Source organism: Gilliamella sp. B14384G12, assembly GCF_016101825.1.
Classification (GTDB): Bacteria; Pseudomonadota; Gammaproteobacteria; order Enterobacterales; family Orbaceae; genus Gilliamella; species Gilliamella apicola_N.
Window position 1 is genome coordinate 82,240 of sequence record NZ_JACFPU010000005.1, and the last position, 13,493, is coordinate 95,732.

Here is a 13,493-nt window from a genome sequence, read left to right on the forward strand (position 1 = left end):
AGCAGAAAAATCAAATTAGTTATTCTATTAAATATTTATATAGCGACTAAATTAATAAATAATAATGAAATATTAATAAAAAGCCATAAAATTTGAACGATAAGGTTACAACACAAAACTAGTTGGTGCAACTGTTGCTAAATAAAAGGCTAAATTATATGAAAATAAAAAACGGTGAACTGGTCACCGTTTTTCTATTAAAGTAAATAATCAGTTTAATAACAATAATTATTGTCCTTTAACTTCTTTCAAACCGTTGAAAGGTGCTTTAGAACCTAATGCTTCTTCAATACGAATTAATTGATTATATTTAGCAACACGGTCAGAACGGCTCATAGAACCAGTTTTGATTTGACCAGCAGCTAAACCAACAGCTAAATCAGCAATAGTTGAATCTTCAGTTTCACCAGAACGATGAGAAATAACAGCTGTATAACCAGCATCTTTCGCCATTTTAACTGCAGCGATAGATTCAGTTAATGTACCAATTTGGTTAACTTTAACTAATATAGAGTTTGCGATGCCTTTTTCAATACCTTGTTTGAAGATTTTGGTATTAGTAACAAATAGATCATCACCAACTAATTGGATTTTGTTACCAAGAGCTTTTGTTTGGTATGCCCAACCTTCCCAATCACTTTCATCTAAACCGTCTTCGATAGATACGATTGGATACTCATTAGTTAAACCTTCTAAATAGTGAGTAAATTCTTCTGCAGTGAATTCTTTGTTACCTTCACCTTTTAATACATATTTACCTGTTTCTTTGTTATAGAATTCAGAAGCGGCACAGTCCATCGCTAAAGTAATGTCTTTACCTAGTACATAACCTGCTTTTTCTACAGCTTCTTTAATGCATGCTAATGCTTCTGCATTTGAACCTAAGTTAGGCGCAAAACCACCTTCATCACCAACAGCAGTATTCATACCTTTAGCATGTAAAACTTTTGCTAAGTTATGGAAAACTTCAGAACCCATACGGATTGCTTCACGAACTGTTTTAGCACCAACTGGTTGAATCATGAATTCTTGTAAGTCGATGTTGTTATCAGCGTGTTCACCACCATTGATGATATTCATCATTGGTAATGGCATTGAGTATTGACCTGGTGTGCCGTTAAGATCTGCGATGTGTTGAAAAAGTGGAACACCTTTAGCTGCCGCAGCAGCTTTAGCAGTTGCTAAAGAAACAGCAAGAATTGAGTTAGCACCTAAGTTAGATTTGAAGTCAGTTCCATCTAAGTCAAGCATAATTTGGTCGATAGCTGCTTGATCTAGCGCATCCTTACCAACAACAGCTTTAGCGATTGGGCCATTTACATTTTCAACAGCTTTTAATACGCCTTTACCTAAAAAGCGAGATTTATCACCATCACGAAGTTCTAATGCCTCACGTGAGCCTGTTGATGCTCCTGATGGAACGATTGCTAAACCAACAAATCCACCTTCCAAATGAACTTCTGCTTCAACAGTTGGGTTACCACGAGAGTCGATTACTTCACGACCATGTACTTTAACGATTTTTGCCATGTTATTTTCCTCTATATGACAGATATATTACTAATGTTAATCCAAAAACTATTTTTGTTGCTGCTCTTGATAAGTTTTGGCAGCTTTCACAAAACTCCCAAATAGTGGGTGTCCATCTCGTGGTGTCGAGGTAAATTCCGGGTGGAATTGACAAGCAACAAACCAAGGATGATCTGGGATTTCAATGATCTCAACAAGTTTTCTATCTGTTGAAAGACCTGTTACTTTTAACCCAGCCTCAACTACTTTTGGTAATAAATTATTATTTACTTCGTAACGATGACGATGACGCTCCGTGATCGACTCATTTTTATACATGCTATATACTAATGAATTCGGTTCTAAATGGCAAATCTGAGATCCTAAACGCATAGTACCACCTAAATCACTGTTTTCATTACGTTGTACTACATTACCTGATTCATCGCTCCACTCAGTAATTAAAGCGATAATAGGGTTAGCACAGTCTTTAACGAACTCAGTAGAATTGGCATCTTTAATCCCAGCTACATTACGTGCATATTCAATCATTGCAACTTGTAAACCAAGACAAATACCTAAATAAGGGATTTTATTTTCACGGGCATAACGAGCTGCCATGATTTTACCTTCAACGCCACGATAACCAAATCCACCAGGAATGAGAATCGCATCTAAACCTTTTAACAGATCCGTACCGCGTGATTCAAGATCTTCTGAATCAATATAACGGATATGCACAGTTAAACGATTTTTTAATCCACCATGTTTTAATGCTTCATTCACTGATTTATAAGCATCAGGTAGAGCAATATATTTACCCACCATACCAATTGTAACTTCACCAACTGGATTGGCTTCTTCATAAATTACTTGTTCCCACTCAGAAAGATCCGCTTCTTTGCATTCAAGATGGAAACGATTGCAAACAAAGGTATCTAAATTTTGTGATTTTAATAATGCCGGAATTTTATAAATAGAATCGACATCTTTAAGAGAAATAACTGCACGCTCAGGCACATTACAAAATAGTGCAATTTTAGATCTTTCATTTGCAGGAATAATGCGATCAGAACGACAAATAAGAACATCTGGTTGAATACCAATTGAAAGAAGTTCTTTCACTGAATGTTGCGTTGGTTTGGTTTTAACTTCACCAGATGATGCTAAATAAGGCACCAATGTTAGATGCATAAATAGAGTGTGCTCACGACCAACATCAACGGCTAATTGACGGATCGCTTCTAAAAATGGTAACGATTCAATATCCCCTACCGTGCCGCCAATTTCAACAATCGCGACATCAAAACCTTTTGCACCTTCAATTACACGTGATTTAATCTCGTTAGTAATATGAGGAATAACTTGAATAGTTGCCCCTAAATAGTCTCCACGACGCTCTTTACGCAATACGTCAGAGTAGATACGTCCAGTTGTGAAGTTATTTTTACGTGTCATTTTGGTACGTATAAAACGTTCATAATGACCTAAGTCCAGATCTGTTTCAGCACCGTCCTCAGTCACAAAAACTTCACCATGTTGAATAGGGCTCATTGTACCCGGATCAACATTAATGTAGGGATCAAGTTTTAGCATGGTGACTTTTAAATTGCGGGCTTCTAAAATTGCAGCAAGAGACGCTGCGGCAATGCCTTTACCTAAAGAAGAAACGACACCGCCTGTAACAAAAATATAATTCGTGACCATTAATACCAGACCATTATTTATTTAATTGAATAATATTGCATCGATTTTAAACTATAAAAATCACTGCAATATACGATGAATCAGACGGGAAATTAGTATAACAGAATCTGCCTTAGCTCACAATTGAATAATTAAGCACAGCAAATAACTTGCTCACTTTGCTCAATTAAATAACATCAATTATTCAGCTAATCCGTCTAAACATTAATCCAACCCATTAATTTGTATCTTGAATAAATTTATCCTTATAGTTACTGATTATTTTTTCTAGTCTCAAATGATTCGAACCTTTTTTCCAGATAATCAAAATACTATTGATTAAGCTGATTAAGATAACCAATAGAAATACGCAATTGTTGATCAAAATAGGCGATGAAAAAGAGAATAACTGGTTTTTATCAAAATTATAGATTATTTGCGTAGTTACTAATAATTTCGAATTCTTCTCATTGTGATAATTTACACTTTTTACTATATCTGCTTTTTTAAGGTTGCTACTATTACCTGAAAAAATTGCATTATAATCAGTTTGTGGTTTGATTGACGATTTATTTATGCTGTTTTTATCATCAATGTTTCTAATGTTGATCAAATCATTTAATATCTGATAGGTAAAATCTAATTTTTCACCGGCATTGGTAAGAAAGAACATTAACACGGCAAGTATCAACCCCGTAATAGCTAATAAAACATTATGGTAGATAAATTTTGGTGCGCCATAACTTTTCACTTCTTCACTTATTGATAAATAGTCACCGTAACTGAGTAATTGTGCAGTTTCAAGCTCTGCCTGCATATCAATCGATACATCACTGTTATTAGGAAGAAACATTTTCCAGTGTTCGGGATAAAAAACATTAAAATTTGATTCAATACTTAATTGATGATTAACAGGACAGTTATCCCTAATTTGTGCTTTAATATGATTAACATACTCGCTAGGTATTTCTCGCTTTATAGACGATGCTATCATAGATAATATGAAACAGATGATTGAAAAGGCAACCAGTACGAGCGATTGAAAATGCTCTAAAGCCAATAATCCCATCACGCCAAATACAAACAATCCAATCATTAATTTGCCAGAGTTGCTCCGATCTTCGATTGCGGTTTCAAATTGATTTTTTTCTCTTTTGTTAAGAATCTCAAAAGTAGGTACTTTTTCTGATTCTTCTGTTATTAGTTGAGTAAAGGTTTCATTTGCGCTTTCAGCTCTACTCAAAGGAATAGGTTTTAATTTTCCTGTCTGCCAATATTCTTTAATTTGATTCTCTTTACGACAAGATAGATTTAAACCAGCTTGCAATAAATCATAATTGTTTATTTTAACAACAATTGCATAGCTTTTAGTAAAAACTACTTCAGCAGTATTGATAGGTTCAATATTTGTGTGAGTATTTTTTCGGACTAGACCATCAAACCCAGCAATATGGTGATCCATACTATAAGGAAAAAATAGTGATATATCATCCATCTTGTAATAGAAAGCGTCTTTAATCTTCGCATTATTTGCATGCTCTCTTTTAATATAACCTTTAATTGTCGTGACATCAGAACTGATTAATGAACTTTCCCATTGATAAGGACAAGTAATAAGGTCTTTATTATCAAGATAAGGCTGAAGCAAAATATCCTCTTCTTCAGTTAACTGTCGTATTGATTCTAGGCGGGTAAAGGTGACATTTTGGATTCGCTTTTTTTTAGGCTTATCTAAACTATCCATAATTCGTTGAGACAAAATAAAACCTCTCACCAACGCTGACGAGAGAACAACAAAAACTATAATCGCTAAAATATATAACATACTATTGATTTCTTATAAAAATAAATAACGATATTGCCTAACTTAACTTCATAATATTAAATGATTTCGTCTGCATTAGATTAATTAACTCTGAAACCAGAAATACTATGGCTATAGTAATAACAACTATCACTCACCTATCAGACAATATAGATTGTCAGACAAAAACCATGCCAGCTAAAATAGCATAATGATTGATAAATTCTTTTGACTGTTCATCTAATATTAAAATTCCTTATTTTAAAAATTATTTATTTTTTTATTTAAATACGGATCATTTATAAAATAATAAAAAATTATTTAACTGATTGCTGTAATGTGTTAACTGTCTTTTAACTATTTAGCGAGTTTCTCCTGACATTCAATAAAAGCTTTAAGCTTATCGATATCTTTAATTACCAATTTTCCAGCAACTTTATGTACGATATCTAAATTTATTAATTCATTAACAGCACGGCGATAAACACGATCTGTTGTGCCAAAACGTTCAGCTTCTAAATAGCTTTTTTGAAAATTATTGACGGGATGCACATTTAGATGATGCTGATAAATATCAAAAGCGATATTAAAACAAATTGAATATAACGTTCTTTTTAATAAAATATCTAATGTTTCTTGATAATCAAAAGCGATAGCACTGGCAAAAAACAGTGCTAATTTAGGGTGTTCAAGTAATGATAGATATAATTTATCAATACTAACTACAGCAATGGTTAACACATCTTCGGCGATAATATCAAACTGACATAAATAATCGGTAAAAAACTCCATTTCACCAAAAATATGCGCATCACAATCTATGGTACCAAGATGAAAACAGCGCCCATTATTTGCCTGATAACGTATCGAAATCGTACCATTATAAACAACAATTAACTTATCGACTTTACATCCCTGCCGGAAAAGAATCGTCTTTTCATCAACAATTTTTTTATCAACAATACACTGCTCTATAATTGTTTCAAATAATTGATTATTATCTTGCCAATATTGGCTAAAACGACCTTTATTTAATGATTTCAACTGCATAAAATTATCACAACTAACGAACTTTTAATCACAATATTACTTTATATTTGTAAAATCTAGATATTCAATTATCCATATCATTATCTTATTTTAAGATGGCATAATTATAATCAACTGTGATAATAATAGCGATATACTATTTTATTTTAACTTTTTGTAATTCACTATTTTTTGTTAAATTTTATCGATACTACTTATCCTCTTCTTCTCCAGCATTGAAATAGCTAACATTATAATAATAATTACATAAAAAACTGGGATTGCATTCATAATAATTTGCATACTGAAATACTTATTCAATACAGAACTAATTGCCGGACTAAACATGGCTCCAGCACTGCCACTGATTAAAATATATGACACATTTTTACTTGAGGCATTTTTTACAAATGTCACGCCGTAAGCGACAAAGGCATTATATAATGCAGCACAAACAAAACCATATCCATAGGTAAAATAACCAATATAATCAACATGTTGAACATTGACAATCAACAACGTCATAATAAAAGCTAATATAATAATAGTTACGAAAAAATACTCAATTTTAATGCGTGTAACAATTAGTGTCGAAACGAGAGCACCTATCAAGGCTGCACCCCAATATTGAGTAATAATATTGCCTGCATTTTCAAATGAAATAGAAAATTTATAACTTACAAATAATGGCGCCCAAGTTAAAAAAGTGTATAAGGCAAGCATTGCCAAAAATAATCCAAAACCAGCAGATAAAATGCCAAAGTTCCATTCAGATTTTTGATGACTTTGCTGTTTTTGATCAGCATGAGGCTTACTAATTAAATTAAAATTGGTAAATAGAATGATAACTAACATCAATATAGTGACAATGCCAACCGTTAAATAGCTAGTAGCCCAAGACAGGTCATGAGTTAAAGCGTAGGTTGTAATTAGTGGAAAGATCACGCCAGCAATATTGAAAGTAGCATCTTGTACAACTAATATTGTACTTTGTATTTTATCTTGCCAAGTAGATACCACAATTGTACCAGCAATACACAAACCTATTCCACCACATAAACCAACCAAAATCATACAAAATTTAAGCATTATTAGAGATTTAGTCAGATATAAAATAAATGAACATATTATGATAATACTATAATTTAGTAAGGTAATTCGTTTAATACCAATAATATCAATTAAAAAAAATGCTAAAATTGTTCCCAATAATGCCCCTCCATTTAATAAAGAAAAAATGAATGCAACATTATTGACATCAGCATTGAAACTTTGTGCAATTGGTTCAATTAGCATACCAAATTGACTGGCAAAACCAGCCATAATGAAATTAGCTAAAAAACTGATAAAAGTAAGAGATAATTTATTTTTCATATTATTATCCAAAGATATCCATTACATAATTAATTAGGATTATGTGGCAACATTTAAAGCCAGCTTTATCATATTATTGAATGTTAATTGCCTCTCCTCTGCAGTCGTTTCTTCGCCAGTTAAACAATGATCGGAAACCGTTAAAATGGCTAATGACTCAATATTAAACTGCTGCGCAATACCATATAGACCTGCGACCTCCATATCTATACCTAAAACCCCCGATCTTTCGAGCGTACCAATTAACGTTTCATCTGGGTCATAATAAAGATCACCACTAAAAACATTACCAACTTTTACAGGTAAACCCATCTCATTAGCTATTTCATATGCACGATGTAATAATGAAAACGTCGCGGATGTTGCAATGTTATAACCATCCGCTCTTTTTTGATTCGTCATAGAATCTGTTCCAGCAGCCATCGCTAAAATAACATCTCGCATTTTAATGCCTAGTTGGGTAGCACCTATACTACCAACTCGAATAATGCGTTTAACGTTATAGTCATTAATTAATTCATGTGCATAAAGGGTCATGGATGGGATACCCATTCCATGTCCCATCACAGAAACAGCAACACCATCATAAAGGCCTGTATATCCAAGCATATTACGTACATTACAAACTTGTTTTGCATCAGTTAAATAATTTTCTGCAATAAATTTGGCTCGTAAAGGATCGCCAGGCATGATAACGGTTTGTGCAAAATCGTTAGGATTAGCATTGATATGTGCGGTCATAATATTTCCTGATTAATTAGTAAGTTAATCCTAAATTATAATCAGAATATATTTCATTCAACTAGGACATAAGTCCGAAATCGTTGTTCTATGCCACATTTTTGGAATTTTTGGGTAATTTGATAATTAAATTATCATTGATTTTTAGAAAGGCGCTTGATGCGCCTTTCGTTTTATTTTGAAGATAACTTATTTAACCGTTTTTTCGCTGCGGGATAAGCCGATAATACCAGATCGAACCATTTCAACTATATTGCAGGTGTTACGAATTGAAGATAGACATAACTCAAGTTTGTCACTCGTACCTATTATAAAAAAGGCGCTTAATGCGCCTTTCGTTTTTTTAAAGATAACTTATTTAACCGTTTTTTCACTGCGGGATAAGCCGATAATACCAGATCGAACCATTTCAACTATATTGCAGGTCTCACGAATTGAAGAGAGAAATGACTCAAGTTTGTCACTTGTTCCTGTTATAAAAAAGGCGCTTCAATGATGCGCCTTTCGTTTTATTTTGAAGATAACTTATTTAACCGTTTTTTCACTGCGGGATAAGCCGATAATACCAGATCGAACCATTTCAACTATATTGCAGGTCTCTCGAATTGAAGAGAGAAATGACTCAAGTTTGTCACTCGTACCTGATAATTGCACAATATAGTGAGTTGCGGTCACATCGACAATCGAACCTCTAAAGATATCGGCACAACGTTTAACTTCATCACGCGCATCTGATGTTTTAGCGGCTATTTTTACTAACATAATTTCACGTTCTACATGTGGGCCTTCGGTTAAATCATTAACACGATACACATTAACTAGTTTATGAAGTTGTTTTTGGACTTGTTCAAGCACATGTTCATCACCTGAGGTTTGAATCGTCATTCGACTCATTGTCGGATCTTCAGTTTGTGCGGTCGTAATGGATTCAATATTAAACCCACGTTGTGAAAACAAACCAATGATACGCGACAATGCGCCCGGCTCGTTTTCTGTTAAAATTGATAAAATATAACGCATTAGGTTCTCTCCGTTTTACTTAACCACATTTCATTCATTGCCCCACCGCGAACTTGCATTGGATAAACATGTTCTGTGGCGTCTGTCATAACATCAATAAAAACCAAACGATCTTTTATCGAAAGCGCTTTTTTAAGCATAGGTTCAAGATCTTCCCGTTTGTTAATCATCATACCCACATGACCATAAGCCTCAGCAATTTTTGCAAAATCAGGTAACGACTCCATATAAGATGAAGAGTGACGACCAGCATAAATCATATCTTGCCACTGTTTAACCATTCCTAAAAAACGGTTATTAAGATTTAAGACAATAACAGGCAAGCCATATTGCAATGCCGTTGAAAGTTCTTGTATATTCATTTGAATACTGCCATCACCTGTAACGCAAACAACCGTTTTATCAGGAAACGCTAATTTAACGCCAAGTGAAGCAGGCAAACCAAATCCCATGGTTCCTAACCCACCCGATGTAATAAAATGACGCGGTTTATCAAATGGGTAATAAAGTGCTGTGAACATTTGATGTTGTCCCACATCCGTTGCCACATATGCATTACCTTTAGTTAATTTGTATAACACTTCAATGGCTTCTTGAGGTTTGATACTTTGACCTTCATGACTATAGGCCAAGCAGTGTCGTGCACGCCAATGTTCAATTTGTTTCCACCAATCAACTAATGCATCAAAATCACGTTCGATGTTTAACTCATCCAACATGGATAACATGATTTCAAGAACGACTTTGGCATCACCAACAACAGGAATTGTTGCATGAATTGTTTTGGATATTGAGGTAGGATCGATATCAATATGGATAATTTTGGCTTTTGGACAATATTTTTCAACGTTATTGGTCGTTCGATCATCAAAACGTGCACCGATAGCAAGAATCACATCGGCATTATGCATCGCCATATTGGCTTCATAAACACCGTGCATACCAATCATCCCTAAAGAATGTTTGTCCGATCCAGGAAAAGCACTGATACCCATTAGTGTTGAAGCAACAGGTAAATTCAACGTTTCCGTAAGCGTTTTAACTTCACTACTTGCATCAGCACTAATTACACCACCACCAACAAATAACACTGGCTTTTTAGCAGACAATAAAGTAGTTAACGCTTTTTTGATCTGTTTTTTATGACCTTGAATAGTTGGATTATAAGAGCGCATTAATACTGTTTCTGGATAATGATAAGTGTATTTATTAGCTGGATTAACAATATCTTTCGGTAAATCAATTACGACCGGCCCGGGTCTACCTGTTGAGGCGATGTAAAACGCTTTTTTTATCGTTTCAGGAATATCTTTACTATTTTTGATTAGGAAGCTATGTTTAACAATTGGACGCGAAATACCAACCATATCACATTCTTGGAAAGCATCATTGCCGATAAGATTACTGGCAACTTGACCAGACAAAATAACCAGTGGCACTGAGTCCATGTAGGCAGTGGCAATACCTGTTATCGTATTGGTTGCACCTGGCCCTGATGTGACCAAAACCACGCCGACATCACCCGTTGCTCTGGCATAACCATCCGCCATATGGACAGCGGCTTGTTCATGACGAACTAAAATGTGCTCAATACCACCGAGTGTGTGAATTGCATCATAGATATCAAGAACACTACCACCAGGATAACCAAATATCTGTTTTACTCCTTGATCAATCAAAGATTGAATGACCATCTCCGCACCTGACAATTTTGCCATGCTTATTGCCTCCAATATAACTTATTTGTCATTTAATACTTCATTTTGCATTAACTTATACATAAAATCAATAAACTCAATGATATAAGTGATACAAATTTTGTTAATTAAAAAATATATTAAATTATGAGAAATAAAACTAATTAAAACAATGTTTAATAATTTTCTTTAAAATATTATTTATTGATTTTATTGTTATTTTTATCGTATTTATATAAACTCTTAATAAGTTAATCTCTGGCAATACTGATTCTAGATTCCATTACTATAATATAGGCGTTATTATGAGCATTCTCTCAATTAAACCCATCTCACTTGCCGATTGGCAATTAGTCAAAGTTTCTGGTACTGATAATCATAAATACTTGCAAGGACAAGTAACAATAGATATTGACAATCTCACAGAACAAACAGCATTATTTGCTGCTCATTGTGATTCTCAGGGAAAAATGTGGAGCAATTTATTATTATTCCAACGAGGTCAAGATATTTACTATATTGTTCGAAAAAGTGTAGTAGAAAAACAAATGGCTGCCTTAAAAAAATATGCAGTCTTTTCAAAAGTCAGTATTGAACCTGTTACCGACTTAAATATTGTTGGATTAGATTCTCAAGCAATACCGAGCGAAATACTTGCAAAATTTACGGATAATAATTGTTTTACTGAAAATAATGTTACCTATATAAAATTAACCTCTCCTCATGTTCGAGTAATTAAGATAACACCAGAGGCAATCGATGATGATTTAGAGCCTTGTAGTCGTTGGTTACAACTTGAGTTAGAAGCAGGTTATGCCATTATTGATGCCGAAAATACCGAAAGCTTGTTACCTCAAGCCTGTAATTTGCAATATCTTGATGCTATCAGTTTTGATAAAGGATGTTATTGTGGGCAAGAAATGGTTGCTCGCGCACAATATCGGGGAGCCAATAAACGCGGACTTTATTTATTAGCCGGCAAAAGTGCTGTTTTACCAGTTATTGGAGGCACCATAGAATACCAAATTGATGGTAATTGGCGAGAAAGCGGTCAAGTTTTAGCAGCTTTGAAACTTAATCAAGATAATAATATTTATGTGCAAGTTGTGCTAGCTAATGGCATTGATTTTAATACCCCATTTAGAGTAAAAGGGGAAATTGATAGTGTACTTAGTTTCAATTAGTTAAATATTATTTTAAAGATATTTGTCAAACAGTTAACCAAAAAATATTATTAATTGGTTAACTGTTTAATCATTTAAGTATTTTTACAAATTATAGATTAATTAATATCGACTTTTGTTTGACCAATTCTTGTTGTCTCAATTAGCCAAACATTCTTTCATTGATATTCGTCAAACAGTTAACCAAAAAATATTGTTAATTGATTAACTGTTTAATCATTTAAGTATTTTTACAAATTATAGATTAATTAATTAATTAATATTAACTTTTATTTGCCTAATTCTTGATTGACTATTTCAATAAAATACTCAACACCGGTTGTTAAAACTTCATCATTGAAGTTATAAGATGGATTATGTAAATTCGCTCCTTGCCCCGCACCTAACCACACATAAGCACCGGGTATTTTTTTTAGCATAAAAGCGAAATCCTCAGCACCCATTGATGGATTTGGATCAATAATAACACTGGCTTCCCCGACCACATTTTTAGCTGCTTTAATGGCAATGTCTGCTTGCTTTGCATAATTAATAGTAGCAGGATAACGTCTTTGATAGTCTACCTCAGCTTTAGCTTCAAATGTGGATGCAATGCCTGTAGCAATTTGTTTAATACGACTTTCAGCCATATCTTGAATTTTTGCATCGAAGGTCCTGACTGTTCCTCGAATAACAGCTTGTTGCGGTATTACATTCCAAGTATCGCCACTGTGTATTTGAGTTACACTGACCACTAATGAACTGAGTGGATCTGCATTACGGCTTACAATACTCTGTAAACCATTAACAATTTGAGTTGCCACTAAAATAGTATCTTTACTTAAATGAGGTGCTGCTGCATGAGCCCCGACACCCGTAATTTTAATTTCAAAAACATCATAGGATGCCATCATTGGACCATGGGTTACATAGAAATGGTTAAGTTGCATATTAGGTTGATTATGGATACCATACACAGCTTCAATTGGAAAACGTTCAAATAATCCATTTTCCACCATAACGCGTGCTCCGCCTTCATTTTCTTCTGCAGGTTGGAAAATGACAACTACTGTTCCAGCAAAATCTCGATGTTCACTTAAATATTTGGCTGTTCCTAATAATGTAGCAGTATGACCATCATGACCACAAGCATGCATTTTACCCGGTATTGTAGAGCAATAAGCAATTTTATTTTCTTCAATAATATCTAATGCATCAATATCAGCTCGTAAAGCAATCCATCGTCCATCTTTATTACCTTTAATAATACCAACTACACCCGTTGGTGCAAATTCTGTATAGAGTTCGTTAATACCAAAAGATTTCAGTTTTTCGATTATAAATTTTGTCGTGTTTAACTCTTCAAAAGCGGTTTCTGGATGGGCGTGGATATGATGACGCCAAGTGATCATGTCTGATTTCAATTCATTGATAGTACTCATTATAAATTCCTTATTGATTCTCGTTTTT

At 33.9% G+C, this 13,493-nt stretch carries 12 protein-coding genes; 1 reads left to right on the forward strand and 11 read right to left on the reverse strand.

The window, feature by feature from the left end:
- Positions 1–228 precede the first annotated feature (228 nt).
- The 10 genes from eno to ilvI all read right to left on the reverse strand — a co-directional run bounded on the left by eno (position 229) and on the right by ilvI (position 10,881).
- Positions 229–1,530 (reverse strand): phosphopyruvate hydratase, encoded by a 1,302-nt coding sequence (gene eno, locus H3S73_RS07160; protein WP_025315203.1) that lies wholly within the window; start codon positions 1,528–1,530, stop codon positions 229–231.
- 48 nt (positions 1,531–1,578) lie between these two features.
- Complete coding sequence (pyrG, locus tag H3S73_RS07165) at positions 1,579–3,216, reverse strand: glutamine hydrolyzing CTP synthase (RefSeq protein ID WP_025315202.1); 1,638 nt, start codon at positions 3,214–3,216, stop codon at positions 1,579–1,581.
- A 217-nt stretch (positions 3,217–3,433) separates the two neighbouring features.
- Positions 3,434–5,020, reverse strand: a complete 1,587-nt coding sequence (locus tag H3S73_RS07170; protein ID WP_198236249.1) for an IgaA/UmoB family intracellular growth attenuator — start codon at positions 5,018–5,020, stop codon at positions 3,434–3,436.
- Between the two features lie 336 nt (positions 5,021–5,356).
- On the reverse strand, positions 5,357–6,049 hold the full coding sequence (locus H3S73_RS07175) for a Crp/Fnr family transcriptional regulator (protein WP_198227821.1): 693 nt from the start codon (positions 6,047–6,049) through the stop codon (positions 5,357–5,359).
- Positions 6,050–6,223: 174 nt separating this feature from the next.
- A complete protein-coding gene (tsgA, locus tag H3S73_RS07180) occupies positions 6,224–7,402 on the reverse strand; it encodes an MFS transporter TsgA (RefSeq protein ID WP_198227823.1) in 1,179 nt (392 codons plus the stop codon).
- A 39-nt stretch (positions 7,403–7,441) separates the two neighbouring features.
- Positions 7,442–8,143 carry a purine-nucleoside phosphorylase gene (gene deoD / locus H3S73_RS07185; RefSeq protein ID WP_198236248.1) on the reverse strand — a complete coding sequence of 234 codons (702 nt, stop codon included), beginning with the start codon at positions 8,141–8,143 and terminating at the stop codon, positions 7,442–7,444.
- A 189-nt stretch (positions 8,144–8,332) separates the two neighbouring features.
- Complete coding sequence (locus tag H3S73_RS14015) at positions 8,333–8,494, reverse strand: hypothetical protein (protein WP_198236288.1); 162 nt, start codon at positions 8,492–8,494, stop codon at positions 8,333–8,335.
- 3 nt (positions 8,495–8,497) lie between these two features.
- Positions 8,498–8,620 carry a hypothetical protein gene (locus H3S73_RS14020; RefSeq protein WP_086327589.1) on the reverse strand — a complete coding sequence of 41 codons (123 nt, stop codon included), beginning with the start codon at positions 8,618–8,620 and terminating at the stop codon, positions 8,498–8,500.
- A 48-nt stretch (positions 8,621–8,668) separates the two neighbouring features.
- Entirely contained in the window at positions 8,669–9,163 is a 495-nt protein-coding gene (gene ilvN, locus H3S73_RS07200; protein ID WP_039128719.1) for an acetolactate synthase small subunit, read from the reverse strand.
- Positions 9,163–10,881 (reverse strand): acetolactate synthase 3 large subunit, encoded by a 1,719-nt coding sequence (ilvI, locus tag H3S73_RS07205; protein WP_198227825.1) that lies wholly within the window; start codon positions 10,879–10,881, stop codon positions 9,163–9,165. Before ilvI ends, ilvN begins: the two co-directional genes overlap by 1 nt.
- Before the next feature lie 284 nt (positions 10,882–11,165).
- Here ilvI and ygfZ point away from each other — a divergent pair, with 284 nt between their 5' ends.
- Positions 11,166–12,044 (forward strand): tRNA-modifying protein YgfZ, encoded by an 879-nt coding sequence (gene ygfZ / locus H3S73_RS07210; protein ID WP_198227827.1) that lies wholly within the window; start codon positions 11,166–11,168, stop codon positions 12,042–12,044.
- Positions 12,045–12,313: 269 nt separating this feature from the next.
- On the opposite strand, the gene H3S73_RS07215 is transcribed toward ygfZ, so the two are convergent.
- Complete coding sequence (locus H3S73_RS07215; RefSeq protein WP_198236247.1) at positions 12,314–13,465, reverse strand: M20 aminoacylase family protein; 1,152 nt, start codon at positions 13,463–13,465, stop codon at positions 12,314–12,316.
- Positions 13,466–13,493: the final 28 nt, after the last annotated feature.